The organism is Rhodococcoides navarretei, from assembly GCF_038069675.1.
Classification (GTDB): domain Bacteria; phylum Actinomycetota; class Actinomycetes; order Mycobacteriales; family Mycobacteriaceae; genus Rhodococcoides; species Rhodococcoides navarretei.
Genome location: NZ_JBBPCN010000001.1, coordinates 4,897,653 through 4,916,846, shown reverse-complemented (window position 1 = coordinate 4,916,846; position 19,194 = coordinate 4,897,653). Strand labels below are relative to the sequence as shown.

Below are 19,194 nucleotides of genomic sequence, written 5' to 3'. Positions count from 1 at the left end.
TCAGGGCCTCTCGGTATCGGCGCGGGTCATCGCGGCGAGATGCATTTCGTCGACCGTGGCCGAGTTCGGGGTGTAGTCGACCGAGGACGACTTGGCGAGTACCCCGTTCATGTGTGCGATGTAGGCCATCTGCATGATGTCCTTCGGTTCGTCGGCGAACACCTGCGCGTACGCGTCCTGGCGGTCCTCGCCGGTCAGCGCACCGGCGGCCGCGATCTTTCTGTCGAATTCCGCAGTGCCGTATGCGCTCTGGAAGCCGTCGCTGGTGAAGTACTGATCGACGGTGAACGCGGAGTCGCCGGCCTGGTTGCCGTGCTGAATCACCAGCAGATACGGCCCGACGTCGGGGAACGGACGCTCCTGATACTCGGCGGTGCCCGCGGCGTCCATCATTTCGATCTTCACGTTCATACCGATCTTGGACAGCGAGTTCTGGATGACCTCCACCGTCTCGTTGATCTTCGGGAACTGCCCGGTGCGTCCGATCAAGCGGATCTCGGTGTCCACGGGTACGCCGTCGGCGCGGGCTTGCTCGATCAACGCGCGGGCCTCGTCCATGTCGTATGGCCACGGTGTCAGGTCCTCGTTGAAGCCCACGACGCCCTCGGAAATCAATTGCTCTGCAGGTGAACCGAGTCCACGAAACAGGGCCTTGACGATGCCCTCGCGATTGATGGCGTAATTGATCGCCTGCCGAACCCGCATGTCGTCCAGTGGCGGTTGAGCCGCCTGGATGCGCAGCGCCGTTGTTTCGTTGTTGGGGTACGCGACTCCGAGGTCGCCCGCACCGTCCTCGGGTCCGACGGACGTGGCGATCTCGGCCTCACCGTTGGTGACCATCGATGCGCGGACGCTGCCTTCGCTGCGCCACTGGTATTCGGCCCTCGCGTATTCGGGCTTCGGGCCCCAGTAGGTCTCGTTGCGTACGAGCGAGAGCTTCTGGCCGTAGTCCCAACGCTCGATCGCGAACGGTCCCGTGCCGATCGGCTCGCGCACCCGCTCGGTGTAGCTGGCCGTGCGCGGAACCATCTCCACGAACGAGAGGCGCAGCGGCAGAATGGGGTCGGGTTCGGGCGACTGGACGGTCAGCGTCATGGGGTCGACTGCTTTCACCACCAGGTTCGCGTCGCCGAAGACGTACCCCTCGACGTTGCAGCCCAATTCGGAGTTGACCGTGCGATCGATCGAAAAGGCGGCGTCCTCGGCCTCGAAGGGGCTGCCGTCGCTGAACGTCACTCCGGGATGGATCGCGAACGTCCATTCGGTGTCGGAGGTCTGCTCCCAGGAGTCGGCGAGCTTGGGTTCGAGATCGCCGGTGCTGGGGTCGCGTTCCATGAGAGGCTCGGTGATGTTCGAGCGGGTGACGACCCCGACCGACGTGAGCGAGACGTCGCAAGCTTCGAGGGTCGGCGGCTCCTGAGGCAGGACGATGCGAAGAGTATCTGCGCGAGCGACTCCGCCGTTGTTGGAGTTGGCGACGGTGCAGCCGCTTGCGGCAAGTGAAAGTGACAGTGCGCCAACGGCAATTGCGGCGACGCGATGGTTCCGTCCCTGCTGCACGAAGAGTGCAGGGCTCATGGTGGCCTCCAGTGGGAAAAGGATCCGCGTCTGCGAGTTGCAGCCGAATCTGTGACGGTAGACACACGGTATGAGCGGGCTGTCTTCACCGTCAACCGGACGAAATGCCCTTTCCGACCAGTTTTGTGGGTCACAAACCAAGTCTTGATGAGGCTCGAGTCACATGAGGAGTGGGCTGACCAGGCCGGATAGGGAGAAGGCTGGTCAAGCCTGCATCGGCAATGCGTCGTTCATGCCGTTTGGGTATCGGTCCATGTTATTTCCGTGTTGGACAGGTATTCGAGAAGCGGCATACCGTACAGGAAACGCGCACGTTCCACCATCTCGCGAGGAGAACAATGGTCACCGTCAGCTCGCAGAGTTCCTCTGTGTCTCAACCGGATTCGCAACAGGGCGGCCGGGTGCTCCGAGTCGGACCGCTCAAGCCGTCGCTGATGGACACGTTGGTTGCCGAGTACGGCGCGCTCGAGCTGCCCGAAGGGGATGGTCGCGACGAATTTCTCGATACGCACGGCGAATCGATCACTGCAGTTGTCACCTCCGGTCGGACCGGCGTCGATGCCGCGCTGATGGAGCGGTTGCCGCAGCTCGGAGCGGTGGTGAATTTCGGCGTCGGCTACGACACGACCGACGTCGACGCGGCAGCAGACCGCGGCATCGCCGTCAGCAACACTCCCGACGTGTTGACCGACTGTGTGGCGGACCTCGCGGTCGGTCTGGTGATCGACACCATGCGTGGACTGTCCTCCGCCGAGAGGTTCGTGCGGGCCGGCCGGTGGCCGGTCGAGGGCAACACACCACTGACGCGTCAGGTCACCGGCAAGCGCGTCGGAATCATCGGCCTCGGCCGCATCGGATCAGCAATTGCCGATCGACTCAACGGGTTTCGCTGCGAGATCTCGTACCACAATCGCAACGAGATCGACGGTTCGCCGTACACGTATGCAGCCAGTCCACAAGCGCTGGCCGACGGTGTCGACGTCTTGATCATCGCGGCGTCGGGGGGCTCGGGAACTGCCCATCTGGTCGACCGTGCAGTGCTCGAAGCGCTGGGACCGCAGGGATATTTGATCAACGTCGCACGCGGAAGCGTCGTCGACGAAGAGGCGTTGATCGAGTTGCTCGCCGCGGGGCAGCTGGCCGGAGCCGGTCTCGACGTCTTCGCGCACGAACCGAACGTGCCCGACGCCCTGCTGGGGATGGACAACGTGGTTCTGCTGCCGCACGTGGGCAGCGGGACGGTGGAGACGCGGGCCGCGATGGAAGCACTCACGCTCGAGAACCTCGATCGCTTCCTGGCCGACGGCACCCTCGTCACGCCGGTGACGCAGTGACCGTCGTCGTCGGCTACTCGCCGACCACCGAAGGAAAAGGCGCGCTGCCCTTCGCTTTTCGCGAGGCGCACATGCGCGGTACCGACCTGCTCATCGTGGCCGAGGACAACAGCGCAGCCGACGCCGATTTCGCTGCCACCGTCGAGTCGGCTCGCGAGGAGACTTCGGCCGTCGGTGTGACGACGAAGATCCACGACAACGAAGCGGGCCGCTCGCACGCCGACAACCTGATCGACCTGTCGTTCGACGAGCAGGCTCAGCTGGTCGTGATCGGAATCCGGCGTCGATCACCCGTCGGAAAGTTGTTCATGGGCAGCATCTCTCAGCGCGTACTGCTCGAGGCACACTGCCCGGTGACGGCCGTCAAGCCGCCGGTGGGGACGCCGCGGTAGTTCGGTCGGGTGGCCTGCGTTCGTGCGGTGGTGAGGTTGGCGGCGGAGGATGCCGGTGAGCTGTTGACGTTGCAGCGCGCTGCCTAAAAACGCAGCGGCAGGAAACTTCCGAAGGCTATGCGCTGATTCATCTCTCCGGGAATCTCGCGTAGCGGTTTCGCGAATCTCGGTGGTGCTGGAACTGGCATGTCGATTTCGTGTCGGTGGGTCGGGCTACGGTCCTTCTTGTTCACGGGAGAGCGTGGTGGGAACTGTCAGCCAGCGCACTCGGGCGGACAACCGTTCCCAATCCTGGCAACGCATCACCTGGTGTCTCGAGCGGACCGTCAGCGAAAATGACGACGAAGCCGCACTCGGTTGGAGAGTATTTGGCACCGTCGCCACAACACCGTTCATCGCCAAGACCGACCGCCGCACACTACGGGTCATCGCCGATCACATCGTGACCGAATCTGACGACGTCCTGGCAGAAAGCGGCGGCAGCAGCGACAATGGAACCGACACAGACACGGAGGACCCGCGATGACCACCACGGAGAACCGCCCGGCACGCCGCGGCCGGTCGATGAAGGTCCGCTCTGCTGCCGCGCAAGCCTCGATCGCGCTCCGCGAGTACGACAAAGACCCCGTCCCGCAGTGGCTGCGCGACATCGCAGCAGGCAAGGACGTGTCCATACCGAAAGAGTGACCCTCCAGGCAACGCCGGAAGGTTCGCGCGGCAGCTGCCGGACCTCGATCGAGCTCCATGCCGGGTAATCATTGATCTGCTCACAGTCGCAGGTAGGCATCTGGACAATAAGTGGGCAAACGCGCGCAGGCCTTCGGCGTCTCCCATCGGACCGCACTCGCGCCGTCACGGTCCTGCACGCAACTCGATCAGCGGCGCATCACGACCACTCCCGCGTCGGCAGCACATCGGTCATGAAGCGGTGCAGTGCCGGGTTGTCGTTGTCCACGCGCCATGCCGCGTCGAGTTCGACGGGGCGTTCCTTCACGGTCCGAACCGGCCGGAACACAACACCTTCCGGCCGCATGGTCGACGCCGACTCCGGTACCAATGCCAATCCGATGCCGGAACGAACGAGCACCAGCATTGTGTGGACCTGGGTCACGTACTGCACGTAGCGCGGGGACACCCCGACGATGGTGAAGGTACTGATCAGCAGCTCGTGAAAGTACCGCGCGTCGACGGGCGAGTACATGATGATCGGCTGCTCGTCGAAGTCCTCCACCGACAGTTCGTCTTTCGCGGCCAGCGGGTGTTCCTCGGGCATCGCTGCGATCAACGACTCGTGCAGCACCGGTCGGGATGCGATGCCCGGTCGCTTGAGCGGTGGCCTGGCCAACCCGAGATCCAGATCGCCGACGGCCAACGATTCCATCTGCACCGCCGAGACCATCTCCCGCAGCACGAGTTTGACGTCCGGTAGTTTCTCGCGCGCGGCGTCGAGCAACTGCGGGAGCACTGCATGCGCCGATGCGCCGGTGAATCCGACGACCACGGTCCCCAGATCGCCGGTGGGGACGCGTCGGACGGTGAGCAGTGCGCCCTCGGCGAGGTCGAGGATGCGTCGGGCCTCGGGTAGAAAGGCCAGGCCCGCCGCCGTCAGCGTCACCGACCGACTGGTGCGATCGATCAGCTGCACGCCGACCTCGCTTTCGAGCTGTTGAATCTGCCTGCTCAGCGGAGGCTGCGTCATGTGCAGTCGTTCGGCGGCGCGGCCGAAGTGCAGCTCCTCGGCGACGGCGATGAAGCAGGACAGCCTGTTGAGCGAGAACATCGATTCACTCCTTGCATCGCGCTGGCAGTTTCGCGGGACCTTTACGTATCAATCTAGCGTAGGCCGAAGGTCTCCACGATTGGCAACCTTCTCTCCAGTAAGAGTAGAGTTCGCGCGCAGCATCCCTCCGCACTCATCGAATGGAGTCGTCGTGTCTCGAGCTGCCCAGGTGCCTGTCACCGCCGTCGAAGACGTCTCGGTGCTGGGTGCGTTGCGCTCGCCGAAGCGACTCAAGACCGAAGTACTCGCAGGCTTGGTGGTGGCTCTGGCGCTGATTCCGGAAGCCATCTCGTTCTCGATCATTGCCGGTGTCGATCCACGCGTCGGACTGTTCGCGTCGTTCACCATGGCCGTCACCATCTCCATCGTCGGTGGCCGCCCGGCGATGATCTCCGCTGCTACCGGGGCGATTGCGCTGGTCGTCGCCCCGCTGGCTCGGGACTACGGCCTCGACTACCTCATTGCAGCGGTGATCGTCGGAGGAGTCCTGCAGGTCGTACTCAGCGTTCTCGGCGTCGCCAAGTTGATGCGCTTCATCCCGCGCAGCGTGATGATCGGCTTCGTCAACGCGTTGGCGATCCTGATCTTCAGCTCCCAGGTGCCGTACCTGATCGGGGTGCCGTGGTTGGTGTACCCGATGGTCGCCGTTGGCCTGCTCATCATGTTCTTTCTGCCCAAGCTCACCACGATCGTCCCGGCACCACTGATCGCCATCGTGATACTCACCGGGGTCACGCTCGTGTTCGCGCTCGCGGTCCCGGATGTGGGCGACGAGGGCGAGCTGCCGTCCTCGCTGCCGTCGTTCTTGATCCCGGACGTACCGTTCACGTTCGACACACTGAGCATCATCGCGCCGTTCGCTCTGGCGATCGCATTGGTGGGTCTACTCGAATCGCTGATGACGGCCAAACTCGTCGACGACATCACCGACTCGCATTCCGACAAGACCCGCGAGGGTTGGGGCCAGGGCGTGGCCAATCTGGTCACCGGATTCACCGGCGGCATGGGCGGTTGCGCGATGATCGGCCAGACCATGATCAACGTCAAGGTTTCCGGTGCCCGCACCCGCATCTCGACGTTCCTCGCCGGTGTCTTCCTGCTGATCCTGGTGGTCGGTCTCGGCGACATCGTTGCGCTGATCCCGATGGCCGCGCTCGTCGCCGTCATGATCATGGTCTCCGTCGGAACCTTCGACTGGCACAGCATCAACCCGAAGACGTTGCGGCGCATGCCCAAGAGCGAAACCCTCGTCATGGTCGCGACCGTGGCAGTCACCGTGATCACCCACAACCTCGCGTACGGCGTCGTCGTCGGTGTGGTCACAGCGATGGTGCTGTTCGCTCGCAGGGTAGCGCACCTCACCGAGGTCGTCGATGTGGCTCATCCCGACGAGGACACTCGCGTCTACGCGGTGAAGGGCGAGTTGTTCTTCGCGTCGAGCAACGACCTGATCTATCAGTTCGACTACGTGGGGGATCCGAAGAACGTGGTCATCGACATGTCGGAGTCGCACATCTGGGACGCCTCGACTGTCGCGACGCTCGACGCCATCACCACCAAATACGCGGCGAAGGGCAAGACGGTGGAGATCATCGGCCTGAATGCGCCCTCGATCGAACGGCACGATCGTCTCAGTGGAAACCTCGGTGCCGAGCACTGACTAGGGTGGACGCTCGGGCGAAGAGAGGCGGCACATGACGGACGACGACATGCACATGCAGATCGGGCAGGTAGCTCAGCGAACCGAGCTGTCCATCCGCACCGTCCGTCACTACGACGACGTGGGCCTGGTAGCGCCTTCTGCCCGCTCCGCAGGCGGATTTCGGTTGTACACCGAGGCCGACGTCGAACGTCTGCTCGTCATCCGCCGGATGAAGCCACTCGACTTCACGCTGGCGGAAATGAAACAGCTACTGGAATCTCTCGACATTCTGGGCGACGAGAACGCGGCCGACGATGCTCGATCGTCGGCCGCAGCGTTCGTTCGCGAGTGCCACACCAAGGCCGAGGACAGCTGCCGCACGTTGCGGCGGCAGCTCGCCTACGCAGAAGAGCTCACCGAGGTGCTGTCGACTCGCGGGGCAGCTGCCCAGCTCTAGCCGTCGACGACAACCGGGACGATGAGGGGCTGACGGCCCAGGGTCTGCTTGGCCCAGCGGGCCGATTCCTGCACGATGCGCTTCTCGATGTTCTCGCGAGAAGCAACCTTGACGTCGCTCTCGCGCGTGAGGGTCTTGCCGATCGCCTTGGCCAACGAGTCGAAAGCGTTGGCCTCGTGCGCGAATCCGCGTCCGATGAAGTCGACGTCGTCGACCAGCAGGCCGGTATCGGGGTCCACGATGGCGATGACGGTCAGGACGCCCTCGTTGGCGAGCAGGCGTCGGTCGGCCAGCGAATCCTCCGTCACACCACCGACGGAACTGCCGTCGACGTAGATCAGCTCGATGGGGACGGAGCCGGTGATCTGCGCGACGCCGTCGAACAGGTCGATGACGCTTCCGTTCTCGGCGATCAGGACGCGATCGCGAGGAACGCCGGTCTTGATCGCGAGGTCGGCGTTGGCGCGCAGGTGGCGCGATTCCCCGTGTACGGGAAGCACATTGGCGGGTTCGAGGATGTTGTAGCAGTAGACGAGCTCGCCGGCGCTCGCGTGACCGGAGACGTGCACCTTGGCATTTCCCTTGTGCACCACGCGCGCACCCTTGTCCACGAGACCGTTGATAACGCGGTAGATCGCGTTCTCGTTTCCCGGAATGAGGCTGCTCGCCATCAGTACGGTGTCGCCGTCGCCGACCTTGATCTGGTGTTCGCCCGAGGCCATCCGTGACAGCGCGGCCAGCGGCTCGCCCTGGGATCCGGTGCAGATCAGCGTGATCTTGTTCGCCGGAAGACGATTGAGCTTCGGCAGGTCCACGACGAGCCCGTCGGGCACATCGAGGTAGTTCAGATCGGTGGCGATCTTCATGTTGCGCACCATCGATCGGCCCACGAACGCCACTTTGCGGCCCTGGGCATGCGCGGCGTCGAGTACCTGCTGAATGCGGTGGACGTGACTGGCGAAGCTCGACACGATCACGCGTCCCGTGGTTTCGCGGAACACCTTCTCGATGGCCGGGACCAGGTCTCGTTCGGAGACCATGAAGCCGGGAACCTCGGCGTTGGTGGAGTCCACGAGGAGGAGGTCGAGACCCTCCTCGCCGAGGCGCGCGAATCCGCGGAGGTCGGTGATCCGACCGTCCAGCGGGAATTGGTCCATCTTGAAGTCGCCCGTGTGCAGGACCAGTCCGGCGTCCGTGCGGATCGCGATGGCCAGACCGTCGGGGATCGAGTGGTTGACGGCGAGGAACTCGAGTTCGAACGGGCCTTCCTGACGCGTCTGCCCGGCCTCGACCTCGATCAACTTCGTCGAGACCTTGAACTCCTCGAATTTGGCGGCCAGGAAGTGCAGCGTCAGCCGCGACGAGATGACGGGAATGTCGCCACGCTCGCGCAGCAGATACGGGACACCGCCGATGTGGTCCTCGTGCCCGTGGGTGAGGACGATGGCGACGACGTCGTCGAGACGGTCCCGGATGCAGCTCCAGTCCGGCAGGATGACGTCGACGCCCGGCTGATGCTCCTCGGGGAACAGCACGCCGCAGTCGACGATGAGCAGTTTTCCGTCGAATTCGAAGACGGTCATGTTCCGGCCGATCTCGCCGAGACCGCCGGTCGCGATCACGCGAAGGTGCCCTGCCGAAAGCGCGGAGGAGGATCGCTTTCTCGGTGCGGCGGGGGATCTGCGGTTCCGTGGTGATCTCGACATGCCTCTTACGCTACGGGGGGCCTCCGACCTGGTGTCGACCCCGGTCCGAACAGTGTCGATTTGCGTCAACTCTACTATTGCGTAAGAGTAGGGATCAGTTTCCTGACTGTTCCTTCCCGCCCGATGTGTGCGGGATGCGTGAGATGCCCATCGGGCTCCACGAACAAAGCCTTCGGGCGCAGCGATGCGCCCACCCCTGGATGAGACCCGCCGTTTCTCGGCACGTCCGCATCCATCGATCACGAATGGAGAGATATGAGCGACTCCGCCGAGCGGATTCCTACCGTCATGAGTGCCCTGCGGTCCCCGCGAATGCTGAAGACCGAGGTGCTGGCCGGCCTGGTTGTCGCGTTGGCGCTGATTCCCGAGGCAATAGCCTTCTCGATCATTGCGGGTGTCGATCCGCGAGTGGGCCTGTTCGCGTCCTTCACGATGGCCGTGTCGATTGCGTTCCTCGGCGGCCGACCCGCGATGATCTCGGCCGCTACCGGGGCAGTTGCCCTGGTCATCGCGCCCGTTGCGAAGCAGTACGGCCTCGACTACTTCATCGCCACGGTCATCCTCGCCGGTGTGCTCCAGGTGGTTCTCGGAGTCCTCGGCGTTGCGAAGCTGATGCGGTTCATTCCTCGCAGTGTCATGGTGGGATTCGTCAACGCACTGGCCATTCTGATCTTCACCTCGCAGTTTCCTGCGTTGATCGGCGTGCCGTGGCTGGTCTACCCGCTGGTGGCCGTCGGTCTGCTGATCATGGTCCTGCTCCCCAGGATCACGTCCGTCGTGCCCGCACCCCTGGTGGCCATCGTGCTGCTGACCGTCGCCACCGTCGTATTCGCCCTCAATGTTCCCAACGTCGGCGGCGAAGGCGAACTGCCGTCGAGCCTGCCCGCACTGCTGATCCCCGACGTCCCGCTGAATCTCGAGACGTTGAGCATCATCGCTCCGTACGCGTTTGCCATGGCTATCGTCGGCCTGCTCGAATCGCTGCTCACGGCCAAACTGGTGGATGACGTCACCGACACGCACTCGAACAAGACCCGGGAGAGTTGGGGTCAGGGCGCAGCGAACGTCATCACCGGATTCTTCGGCGGCATAGGTGGGTGCGCGATGGTCGGCCAGACGATGATCAACGTCAAGGCCTCGGGTGCCCGGACGCGCATCTCCACGTTCCTTGCCGGGGTGTTCCTGCTGATACTGGTGGTCGGACTGGGTGACATCGTGGCGCTGATCCCGATGGCCGCACTCGCCGCCGTCATGATCATGGTGGCGATCGGCACGATGGATTGGCACAGCATCAGCCCGAAGACGTTGCGGCGCATGCCCAAGAGCGAAACGGCAGTCATGGTGGCAACCGTGGTCGTCACCGTCGCCACCCACAATCTCGCCTACGGCGTCGTCGTCGGCGTCGTCACCGCGATGGTGCTGTTCGCTCGGCGGGTGGCGCACCTCACCGAGGTCGTCGATGTGGCGCATCCCGACGAGGACACTCGCGTCTACGCGGTGAAGGGGGAGTTGTTCTTCGCGTCCAGCAACGACCTTGTCTATCAGTTCGACTACACGGGTGATCCTCGACATGTCGTCATCGACCTCAGCGGTGCCCATGTCTGGGATGCATCCACGGTCGCCACGCTCGATGCCATCACCACGAAATACGAGGCAAAGGGCAAGCGAGCGGAGATCGTCGGCCTCGACGCGGTGTCTGCGCAGCGGCATGTCCGGCTGACCGGGCAGCTGTCGGGCGGCCATTGACGAGCAGTCGCCGATCGACCGATTCCATTGCGGAATCACGCGTCATCACTTTAAAGTGATGACGCGCATCATCGGATTGCGCCTCGTGCGGGAAGGTTCGTCGGCATGCACATTCACACCGTGGTGATCATCGGCAGTGGGTTCGGTGGCCAGTGCGCTGCCAAAGCGCTGCTCGATCGAGGGATCGACGACTTCGTGATCCTCGAGAGGCGTCCGTTCCTGGGCGGCACGTGGAAGCAGAATCGATACCCCGGCGCAGCCGTCGACGTGCAGAGTCCGCTCTATTCCATCGCGTCGGAGCCCTTCGAGTGGTCGCGTATGTTCGCCGAACGCGAGGAGCTGGAGCGGTACACCGACCACGTGCTCGAATCGAACGGTCTGCCTGCTCGAACGCACGTCGACACCGACGTCCAGAGAATCGAATGGGCCGGAGACCACTGGCTGATCACCACCTCGCGGGGCGACTACGCGGCGAAGTTCGTCGTCAACGCGTCGGGACCGCTCAGTACACCCGTCGTCCCGCCGTTCCCCGGACGGGAGAAGTTCCAGGGCACCCAGTTCCACACCAACGATTGGCACACCGAGTACGACCATGCGGGTAAGCGGGTGGCCATCGTCGGCAGCGGGGCCAGCGCGGCACAGGTGATTCCTGCGATCCAACCCGACGTGGAGCAATTGCACGTCTTTCAGCGCACCCCGCACTGGGTGATGCCGCGCCACGATCGTGAATTCACAGCGCTTCAGCGAAAGCTGTTGCGTAGGAAGCCGATCCGAAGGACGGTTCGCGCCGGCATCTACTGGACCCTCGAGACGCGCATTCTGGGCTTCAAGTACTCACGGACGATGCTGAAGGCCGTGGCGCAGCGAACTGCGCTGAAGCACATCGAGTCTCAGGTTCCGGATCCCGAGCTTCGAGCGAAGGTCACCCCCGACTACACCATCGGATGCAAGAGGGTGCTGCTGTCCAACACGTTGTATCCCGCACTGGGGCAGCCGAACGTCACCCTGCACGACAGGAACGACGGCATCGCGGAGATCACCGAAACCGGGATCGTCACCACCACAGGCGAACACGTCGATGTCGACCTACTGGTGTGGTCCACCGGATACGACGCCACCGACGGCGTCATCTCGTATCCGGTGATCGGCCGTGACGGCCGCGCCCTGTCCGACGTCTGGGATCCCTATCCACGCGCCTACCTCGGCACCACGATTCCCGGTTTCCCCAACCTCTTCGTCGTCACCGGTCCGAACACCGGCATCGGCCACACCTCGGCGATCTTCCTCATCGAGGCACAGATGGAGTACATCGTGCGGGCCGTCGATGCCGTCCGACAGGCCGGAGCGACGGCCATCGAGGTCACTGCCGCCGCCGAGCAGAAGTACACCGACACGATTCATCGCGAGATGGAGGGCACCGTCTGGAAGGACGGCGGCTGCCACAGCTGGTACCAGTCCAGATCCGGGCATGTCGTGGCCATGTTCCCCGGCTTCAGTTTCACGTTCCGACGGTGGGCCAAGCGTTTTCGGCCGGAAGCCCATCACATCCACCGGTCTTCCACCGACGTGACGACGAAGGACGAGGTATCGGCATGAAGGATCACTCGGGCCAAGTAGCGCTGATCACGGGAGCGGCAGGCGGCATCGGTTCGGCCGTCGCGTCGGCGCTGCATCGACGCGGTGCCTCGATCGTTCTGGTCGACATGGCGTCGACCGATCTCGAATCGGTGGCGGCGACACTGGGCAACCAGCGCGTGGCGATCGCCTATGCCGACGTCACCGTGCGAGAGCAACTCGACGCGGCGGTCGCCACCGCCATCGAGAAATTCGGCTCGCTCGACATCGTGATGGCGAATGCGGGAATCTCCAGCGGTGCACAGGCATCGACGATCCGATCCGTCGACGACGGTGTGTTCGAGAGAGTCATCGGGGTCAATCTCGTCGGGGTGTGGAACACGGTGCGAGCAGCGCTGCCGCACATCGTCGAGTCCGGGGGATACGTGCTGCTCACCTCCTCGACGTACGCCTATCTCAACGGGCTGGCGAACGCGCCGTACGCGGCGTCGAAGGCGGCCGTCGAACAACTCGGACGCGCGTTGCGAGCGGAACTCGCGGGCACGAAAGCGACGGCCGGAGTGCTGTACCCGGGCTGGGTGGCCACTCCCATCGCCGACGTGGCGTTCGGCGGCGACACCGTCGCGACGGCGATGATCGCCAGGGCCTTTCCCACTCCGCTGCTTCGCCCGATCACGCCGGACAAGCTTGCGCGCGTGGCTGTTCGAGGTATCGGACGGCGAGCTGCGCGCATCGCCGTGCCCGGCCGCTGGATCCCGATCTCGATATTGCGCGGCATCGTCAACCCGATCATGGATGCCACGATGGAGCGAGACGCCGAACTGATCCGTCTGACAGCCGAACTGGATGCCCGACGGTCATGAGCGCCACGATCGACGTGCCCGGCCGGGCCTACGGCGGTGAGAGTGCCGCCGACCGCGACGACCGCAGGCGACGGCAGCTGCTGGACGCGGGCCTGCGGGTGTTCGGCAGCGTCGGGTACCGCGCCGCGACCGTCCGCGGACTGTGCCGCGAGGCCAAGATCGCCGACCGGCACTTCTATCAGTATTTCGACAAGACCGAGGATCTCCTGCTCGCGGTCTACGCAGAATGCATTGCGCACCTGACGGACTCGGTGTCCGAAGCCATGGCAGAGGTAGATCCTGACGGTGGTCTCGGGTCCGTCGCGAGGCAGTTGCTCGACCCCTTCTTTCGGGTGGTCGAGGATCCACACCTGGCCCGCGTGGTGTGGATGGAGGTGCTGGGGGTCAGCCCTCGCGTCGAGCAGACCTATCTGACGGTGATGCACGAGTTCGGTGTTCTGCTGCTCGGCTACCTCCGCACGTTGGCGGGCGAGGTGCCGTCGGGCCCCGATATGGATGTCGACCTGCTCGCGACCGCCGCCATCGGCGGCATCAGCCACACCGCGATGACGTGGTACCAGAGCGGTTACGTCGCAGAGCGCCGCATCGTGGTCGCCACCATCGCTACCATGCTCGCCAACATCGTCGCCCCGCTGACGTCATAGCGTCGGATCACCAGCGCGGGCAGGTGTTCTCGAAGCTCGGATCGATACTCTGCATGTATCCGGTGTCGTCACGGTCTCGGATCCCGCAGTCGAGATACTGCTGGTGCAGCGCCGCGAGCGCGTCCTCGTCGATCTCGACGCCGAGACCGGGCCCGGTGGGTACGGCCACCGCCCCGTCGACGAAGTTCAGTACGCCCGGGACCACGACGTCCTCGTGCTTCCACGGCCAATGGGTATCGCAGGCGTAGGTGAGATTCGGTGTGGCTGCGGCAAGGTGAACCATGGCCGCGAGACTGATTCCGAGATGGCTGTTCGAGTGCATCGACAGACCCATCTCGAAAGTCTCGCAGATTCCGGCGAGCAGTCTCGACCGCTGCAGACCTCCCCAGTAGTGGTGGTCGGACAGCACCACCTGCACCGAGTCCTTCAGCACAGCAGGCTTCAGGTGATCGAAAGCGACGACGCACATGTTGGTCGCCAGCGGCATCTTCGCTTCGCGCGCAACCTCGGCCATGCCGTCGAGTCCCGGTGTCGGGTCCTCGAGGTACTCCACGATGCCGTCGAGTTCGGCGGCGACGCGGATGGACGTTTCGACGGTCCAGGCAGCGTTGGGATCGAGCCGAAGCGGTAGCTCGGGAAACGCTTCGCGTAGCGCCTTGATTCCGGCAATCTCCTCGTCGGGTGGAAAGACGCCGCCCTTGACCTTGATGGCCTCGAAACCGTACTCGTCGATCATCTTTCGAGCCTGGCGCACCAGGCCTTCCGGATCGATTGCCTCGCCCCACTCGTCGGGCTCTCGGCCGGGATGCGCTGCCCACTTGTAGAACAGATACGCGCTGAACGGAACCGAGTCCCGAACCTTGCCGCCGAGCAGATCGGACACCGGTCGCCCCAGCACTTTGCCCTGCACGTCCAGGCACGCGATCTCGAACGGGGAGAACACGCGGTCCGTCGTACTGGCCGTGGTGATCATGCCGGCGACGCCGTCTCCGCCGGTGATCGACAGCGTACCCAGCACGGTATCGATAGCCTCTCGAATATCGTTGAGCGCGAATACGTCCAGGCCGGTGATGGCCGTGGCGGCCGCGTCGAGACGAGCCAGATGAGCAGTGTCGGCGTACGTTTCACCGAGTCCGACGACACCGGCGTCGGTGTCCAGCTGAATGATCGCGCGTAGCGCATAGGGCTGATGTACGCCGACGGTGTTGAGCAACGGAGGGTCGACGAAGGCAATCGGGGTGATTCGAGCGCCGGTGATCAGAACCGGTTCTCGCATCAGTGCACCGCTAGCTCGGCTGCCAGCACGGCCCGGCCGGCGGCGACGATTGCGGTCAACTCATCGAGGTGCGGGGCGCTGATGTCCACCAGTGGCGGGCGCACGGGACCTGCCTCGATGCCCTCCATCGTCACGCCCGCCTTGATGAGCGAGACTGCGTAGCCGGGCACCTTGTCTCGCAAGCGCACCAGCGGGTGGAAGAACTCGCGAAGCAGTGCGGCAGTGAGCTTGTCGTTGCCGCTGTCGAGAGACCGGTAGAACGCCAGGGCCAGCTCGGGTGCGAACGCAAATGTCGCGGAGGAGTACAGCGTGACACCGATCGCGCGGTACGCCTGCTGCGAGACCTCGGCGGTGGGCAGGCCGTTGAAGAACTGAAAGGGCTTGCCCGACGGTTCCAGGGCGTCCAGTACCGCACGGACGATGCGGCCGACCTGATCGAGATCACCTGTGCCGTCCTTGAACCCGACGACGGTGGGCAGCTGCGCTACCTCGACGGCCGAGTCCTCGGTGAAGCGGGCGTTGCCACGGTTGTACACGATCAGCGGCAGATCGGATGCACCGGCAACGGCCTTGGTGTAGTTGACCAGACCGGCTTGCGGCATCGTCACCAGGTAGGGAGGCAGCAGCAAGATGCCGTCGGCTCCGTTGGTCTTCGCGCTCGACGCGAATGCCTTCGCCTGCGCCACGGACCCACCTGCACCGGCGTACACCGGAACCCGGCCCGCGACGACATCGACTGCGGTGCGCACGATCCTGCCGAACTCCTCGGTCTCGAGGGCATGGAATTCGCCGGTGCCGCAGGCGATGAACACTCCACCGGGTCCCGCGTCGACACCCTTCGCGATGTGAGCGGCCAGCAGGTCGTAATCGACCTCACCGGAAGCGGTGAACGGGGTGACGGGGAAGAACAAGACGCCGTCGAGCATGGGGATCTCCTCGAAAATTAGGGGGGGTGAGTCAGTCTTGGGTGAGCTGGCCGTCGATGCGGCGGAAGATGCCCTCGGGATTTCCGTCGGCGACAGCGCTGGGCAGCAACGACTTCGGTACATCCTGGTAGGAAACAGGGCGTAGGAAACGCTCGATCGCGAGCGATCCGACCGAGGTGGTGCGGGAGTTGGAGGTGGCGGGGAAGGGGCCGCCGTGCACCATCGCGTGGCCGACCTCGACACCGGTCGGCCATCCGTCGAACAGGATGCGGCCGGCCTTGAGTTCGAGGACCGACAGCAGCTTGCCTGCCTCGGCGTGATCGGACTCGTCGGCGTGGACGGTGGCGGTGAGCTGTCCCTCCAACAGTGCGGCGACGTCACGGACCTGCTGTGCATCGGTACAGCGAACGATGAGGCTCGACGCGCCGAACACCTCGGCCTGCGCGGCCTCGGAGGTGAGGAACGTATCGGCGTCGGTGACGAACAGTGCTGCGCGGCAGGCATTCGGGGCGTCGGTGTCCGATCCACGCGCTACCACGGTCACCGCGTCGGACAGGCCGGCGACGCCGTCGGCATAGCTGGACGCGATGTTCGGGGTCAGCATCGTGGTGGGGGTGGACTCCTGCACCGCGGTGGATGCTGCCTCCGTGAAGGACTGCAGTCCTGCGCCGTCCACGGCGATGACGAGGCCCGGGTTGGTGCAGAACTGGCCCGATCCCATTGTCAGCGATGCGACGAAGGCGCGGCCGAGTTCGGCTCCGCGGGTGGCGAGTGCGCCGTCCATGACGAACACTGGGTTGATGGAACTCATCTCGGCGTACACCGGGATGGGCTCCCGACGGCCCGCCGCAGCGGCGACGAGAGCTGTTCCACCCGAACGTGATCCGGTGAATCCGACGGCCTTGATGCGAGGGTCGGTCACCAGCGCGGTGCCGAGTCCGCGACCGGAGCCGAACAGCAGAGAGAAGGTGCCCGAGGGCATTCCGGTGGAGGATACTGCGTCGGCGATCGCACGGCCGACCAGTTCGGACGTCCCCGGATGCGCGTCGTGCGCCTTGACGATCACGGGGCATCCGGCCGCGAGAGCGGAGGCGGTGTCGCCGCCGGCGACGGAGAAGGCGAGCGGAAAGTTGCTGGCTCCGAACACCGCAACCGGTCCCAGCGGAATCTGCCGTTGGCGGATGTCGGCGCGGGGGAGCGGCGTGCGCTCGGGCTGAGCCGGATCGATGCGGGCACCGTTCCAGCTGCCCTCGCGCAGAACAGAAGCGAACAGGCGCAGCTGACCGGTGGTGCGACCGACTTCGCCGGTGATGCGGGCCAGCGGAAGTCCTGACTCGGCTACCGTCCGCTCGATCAGGGTGTCACCGAGAGCGGCGATGTTGTCTGCGATGGTCTCGAGGAACTGTGCGCGGGTCTCCGAGGAGGTGGCCCGATAGTCGGCGAAGGCTTCAGCTGCTGCGGCGCAGGCCTTCTCGACGTCGGCATCGTCTCCGTGTCCGTAGGCAGGTTCGAGATTCTCGCCGGTGCTGGGGTCGATTCCGTGAATCTGCGTGCCGCCACCGAAGACCGGGGTGCCGGCGACGATCATCCGGCCGGTGAGGTGGGTGGACTGTGTCGTCGACGCTGTCATGGGGTGACTCCTAAGGCTGTGGTGCGGTACATGCGCTGACGCCGAGGCGTGACCTGGCTCATAGCTCACCACGGTAGAAGGCCGATTGATACATGTCCAAGTCTAAAAATGTCGCATTTGATTCAGTCTCGGTATCGATCTCACTGCCAGGACCGTTGTGCTCCGAGTGTCGTTACCAATACCACTACGGCATCGTTCGATGCGCAGATGGTCTTGGACAGGCATCGATCCGAGGTCCTACTGTCGTCTGTGAGCCGAGTCACCGGAAGTATGTGAGAAAGGTCGGACATGAACGTCCACACCAGCACGCCCGTCGTCACCGATATGCGTGTCATTCCGATTGCCGGCCACGACGACATGTTGTTGAACCTCAGCGGCGCACATGCTCCGTACTTCACCCGCAATCTGGTGGTACTCACGGACTCCGACGGGCGAGCAGGCGTCGGCGAAGTGCCGGGCGGTGAGGCGATTCGGCAGACTCTCGAGGATGCTCGTTCGCTTGTCGAGGGCCAGGGCATCGGCCGCTACAACGCTGTGCTGGCCGAGATGCGTCGCGCGTTCGCCGATCGTGATGCCGGGGGACGCGGGGCGCAGACATTCGATCTGCGGGTCGCGATCCATGCAGTGACCGCGGTGGAATCGGCACTGCTCGATCTGTTGGGTCAACATCTCGGCGTCAGCGTCGCAGCGCTATTGGGAGAAGGCCAGCAGCGGGAGAAGGTCCAAGCTCTGGGCTATCTGTTCTTTGTGGCCGATCGGAACAAGACCGACCTCGCCTACCGTGGTGCAGCCGACGAGGCAGCCGGAGCCGACGACTGGATGCGCATCAGGCACGAGGAAGCGATGGATCCCGAGTCGATCGTGCGCCTCGCCGAGGCGGCCCAGGCGCGGTACGGGTTCCAGGACTTCAAGCTCAAGGGTGGTGCGCTCCCCGCCGCCGAGGAGGCCGCCGCGGTGCGCGCACTGGCCGAGCGATTCCCCGAGGCTCGAATCACGTTGGATCCCAACGGTGGTTGGCTGCTGAAGGACGCGATCGACACCTGCCGCGGGCTGCGCGACGTGTTGGCGTACGCCGAGGATCCAGTCGGCCCGGAGGGCAGCTTCTCCGGCCGCGAGGTGATGACGGAGTTCAAGCGGGCCACGGGATTGCAGACGGCGACCAACATGATCGCCACCGATTGGCGGGAAATGGGACACACCATCAGGTCCGGTGCCGTGGACATCCCGCTGGCCGACCCGCATTTCTGGACGATGGCCGGCTCGGTACGCGTCGCTCAGCTCTGTGACGCGTGGGGCCTGACGTGGGGTTCGCACTCCAACAATCACTTCGACGTCTCTCTCGCCATGTTCACCCATGTCGCGGCGGCGGCCCCGGGCACGATCACCGCCATCGACACCCACTGGATCTGGCAGGACGGGCAACGAGTCACCAAGGAGCCGTTCACGATCGAGGAGGGCTACCTCACCGTGCCCGACAAGCCCGGTCTCGGCGTCGAGCTCGACTTCGAGCAGGTCGACGCGGCACACGAGCTGTACCTGAAGGAAGGTCTCGGTTCCCGCGACGACGCCATCGGGATGCAGTATCTGATCGAGGGATGGACGTTCGACAGCAAGCGGCCGGCTTTGGTCCGATGAGTTCCGGTGC

The 19,194-nt window shown here is 64.4% G+C and carries 17 protein-coding genes; 11 read left to right on the top strand and 6 right to left on the bottom strand.

All coding sequences use genetic code 11. The features are described from left to right. Positions 1 to 1,578: an ABC transporter substrate-binding protein gene (locus AABD04_RS23225; protein ID WP_341442651.1), complete on the bottom strand. Its 1,578-nt coding sequence runs from the start codon at positions 1,576 to 1,578 to the stop codon at positions 1 to 3. Between the two features lie 338 nt (positions 1,579 to 1,916). On the opposite strand from AABD04_RS23225, the gene AABD04_RS23220 reads away from it, so the two are divergent. The 4 genes from AABD04_RS23220 (at position 1,917) to AABD04_RS23205 (ending at position 3,991) form a co-directional block, all read left to right on the top strand. Beyond that, a complete protein-coding gene (locus AABD04_RS23220; protein WP_341442650.1) occupies positions 1,917 to 2,912 on the top strand; it encodes a 2-hydroxyacid dehydrogenase in 996 nt (331 codons plus the stop codon). After that, complete coding sequence (locus tag AABD04_RS23215; RefSeq protein WP_222056963.1) at positions 2,909 to 3,304, top strand: universal stress protein; 396 nt, start codon at positions 2,909 to 2,911, stop codon at positions 3,302 to 3,304. The genes AABD04_RS23220 and AABD04_RS23215 overlap by 4 nt, the downstream gene beginning before the upstream one ends. A 169-nt stretch (positions 3,305 to 3,473) precedes the next feature. Beyond that, positions 3,474 to 3,830: a hypothetical protein gene (locus AABD04_RS23210; protein WP_341442649.1), complete on the top strand. Its 357-nt coding sequence runs from the start codon at positions 3,474 to 3,476 to the stop codon at positions 3,828 to 3,830. Beyond that, positions 3,827 to 3,991: a hypothetical protein gene (locus AABD04_RS23205; protein ID WP_243595268.1), complete on the top strand. Its 165-nt coding sequence runs from the start codon at positions 3,827 to 3,829 to the stop codon at positions 3,989 to 3,991. Before AABD04_RS23210 ends, AABD04_RS23205 begins: the two co-directional genes overlap by 4 nt. Positions 3,992 to 4,190: 199 nt before the next feature. Here the strand turns inward: AABD04_RS23205 and AABD04_RS23200 are convergent, their stop codons facing one another. Then, the gene (locus tag AABD04_RS23200) at positions 4,191 to 5,084 is read right to left on the bottom strand and encodes a LysR family transcriptional regulator (RefSeq protein WP_341442648.1); all 894 of its coding nucleotides are present in this window, start codon (positions 5,082 to 5,084) and stop codon (positions 4,191 to 4,193) included. Between the two features lie 151 nt (positions 5,085 to 5,235). On the opposite strand from AABD04_RS23200, the gene AABD04_RS23195 reads away from it, so the two are divergent. Both AABD04_RS23195 and AABD04_RS23190 read left to right on the top strand, forming a co-directional pair. Next, on the top strand, positions 5,236 to 6,744 hold the full coding sequence (locus tag AABD04_RS23195; protein ID WP_341442647.1) for a SulP family inorganic anion transporter: 1,509 nt from the start codon (positions 5,236 to 5,238) through the stop codon (positions 6,742 to 6,744). Positions 6,745 to 6,778: 34 nt separating this feature from the next. Continuing rightward, positions 6,779 to 7,183: a MerR family transcriptional regulator gene (locus AABD04_RS23190; RefSeq protein ID WP_341442646.1), complete on the top strand. Its 405-nt coding sequence runs from the start codon at positions 6,779 to 6,781 to the stop codon at positions 7,181 to 7,183. Here AABD04_RS23190 and AABD04_RS23185 read toward each other — a convergent pair. Continuing rightward, on the bottom strand, positions 7,180 to 8,805 hold the full coding sequence (locus AABD04_RS23185; RefSeq protein ID WP_423228182.1) for a ribonuclease J: 1,626 nt from the start codon (positions 8,803 to 8,805) through the stop codon (positions 7,180 to 7,182). The two genes, AABD04_RS23190 and AABD04_RS23185, sit on opposite strands and share 4 nt — an antisense overlap. A gap of 339 nt (positions 8,806 to 9,144) precedes the next feature. On the opposite strand from AABD04_RS23185, the gene AABD04_RS23180 reads away from it, so the two are divergent. From AABD04_RS23180 to AABD04_RS23165, 4 genes are all read left to right on the top strand, one after another. Beyond that, a complete protein-coding gene (locus tag AABD04_RS23180) occupies positions 9,145 to 10,635 on the top strand; it encodes a SulP family inorganic anion transporter (protein ID WP_341442642.1) in 1,491 nt (496 codons plus the stop codon). Between the two features lie 105 nt (positions 10,636 to 10,740). Then, entirely contained in the window at positions 10,741 to 12,231 is a 1,491-nt protein-coding gene (locus AABD04_RS23175) for a flavin-containing monooxygenase (protein WP_341442641.1), read from the top strand. Beyond that, a complete protein-coding gene (locus AABD04_RS23170; protein WP_341442640.1) occupies positions 12,228 to 13,073 on the top strand; it encodes an SDR family NAD(P)-dependent oxidoreductase in 846 nt (281 codons plus the stop codon). Before AABD04_RS23175 ends, AABD04_RS23170 begins: the two co-directional genes overlap by 4 nt. Further along, positions 13,070 to 13,717 carry a TetR/AcrR family transcriptional regulator gene (locus AABD04_RS23165; RefSeq protein ID WP_341442639.1) on the top strand — a complete coding sequence of 216 codons (648 nt, stop codon included), beginning with the start codon at positions 13,070 to 13,072 and terminating at the stop codon, positions 13,715 to 13,717. The genes AABD04_RS23170 and AABD04_RS23165 overlap by 4 nt, the downstream gene beginning before the upstream one ends. Before the next feature lie 7 nt (positions 13,718 to 13,724). On the opposite strand, the gene AABD04_RS23160 is transcribed toward AABD04_RS23165, so the two are convergent. From AABD04_RS23160 to AABD04_RS23150, 3 genes are read right to left on the bottom strand one after another with little or no spacing between them, the layout of a single operon-like run. Continuing rightward, on the bottom strand, positions 13,725 to 14,993 hold the full coding sequence (locus tag AABD04_RS23160) for a glucarate dehydratase family protein (protein ID WP_423228181.1): 1,269 nt from the start codon (positions 14,991 to 14,993) through the stop codon (positions 13,725 to 13,727). Next, positions 14,993 to 15,919, bottom strand: a complete 927-nt coding sequence (locus AABD04_RS23155; protein WP_341442638.1) for a 5-dehydro-4-deoxyglucarate dehydratase — start codon at positions 15,917 to 15,919, stop codon at positions 14,993 to 14,995. Before AABD04_RS23155 ends, AABD04_RS23160 begins: the two co-directional genes overlap by 1 nt. Positions 15,920 to 15,950: 31 nt before the next feature. Further along, the gene (locus tag AABD04_RS23150; protein WP_341442637.1) at positions 15,951 to 17,549 is read right to left on the bottom strand and encodes an aldehyde dehydrogenase (NADP(+)); all 1,599 of its coding nucleotides are present in this window, start codon (positions 17,547 to 17,549) and stop codon (positions 15,951 to 15,953) included. Positions 17,550 to 17,837: 288 nt separating this feature from the next. On the opposite strand from AABD04_RS23150, the gene AABD04_RS23145 reads away from it, so the two are divergent. Next, complete coding sequence (locus AABD04_RS23145) at positions 17,838 to 19,184, top strand: enolase C-terminal domain-like protein (protein WP_341442636.1); 1,347 nt, start codon at positions 17,838 to 17,840, stop codon at positions 19,182 to 19,184. Positions 19,185 to 19,194: the final 10 nt, after the last annotated feature.

Coding starts and splice junctions, on each gene's coding strand:
- AABD04_RS23225 (WP_341442651.1), bottom strand. CDS start 1,578: ATGAGCCCTGCACTCTTCGTGCAGCAGGGACGGAACCATCGCGTCGCC.
- AABD04_RS23220 (WP_341442650.1), top strand. CDS start 1,917: ATGGTCACCGTCAGCTCGCAGAGTTCCTCTGTGTCTCAACCGGATTCG.
- AABD04_RS23205 (WP_243595268.1), top strand. CDS start 3,827: ATGACCACCACGGAGAACCGCCCGGCACGCCGCGGCCGGTCGATGAAG.
- AABD04_RS23200 (WP_341442648.1), bottom strand. CDS start 5,084: ATGTTCTCGCTCAACAGGCTGTCCTGCTTCATCGCCGTCGCCGAGGAG.
- AABD04_RS23190 (WP_341442646.1), top strand. CDS start 6,779: ATGACGGACGACGACATGCACATGCAGATCGGGCAGGTAGCTCAGCGA.
- AABD04_RS23180 (WP_341442642.1), top strand. CDS start 9,145: ATGAGCGACTCCGCCGAGCGGATTCCTACCGTCATGAGTGCCCTGCGG.
- AABD04_RS23175 (WP_341442641.1), top strand. CDS start 10,741: ATGCACATTCACACCGTGGTGATCATCGGCAGTGGGTTCGGTGGCCAG.
- AABD04_RS23170 (WP_341442640.1), top strand. CDS start 12,228: ATGAAGGATCACTCGGGCCAAGTAGCGCTGATCACGGGAGCGGCAGGC.
- AABD04_RS23165 (WP_341442639.1), top strand. CDS start 13,070: ATGAGCGCCACGATCGACGTGCCCGGCCGGGCCTACGGCGGTGAGAGT.
- AABD04_RS23160 (WP_423228181.1), bottom strand. CDS start 14,993: ATGCGAGAACCGGTTCTGATCACCGGCGCTCGAATCACCCCGATTGCC.
- AABD04_RS23155 (WP_341442638.1), bottom strand. CDS start 15,919: ATGCTCGACGGCGTCTTGTTCTTCCCCGTCACCCCGTTCACCGCTTCC.
- AABD04_RS23150 (WP_341442637.1), bottom strand. CDS start 17,549: ATGACAGCGTCGACGACACAGTCCACCCACCTCACCGGCCGGATGATC.
- AABD04_RS23145 (WP_341442636.1), top strand. CDS start 17,838: ATGAACGTCCACACCAGCACGCCCGTCGTCACCGATATGCGTGTCATT.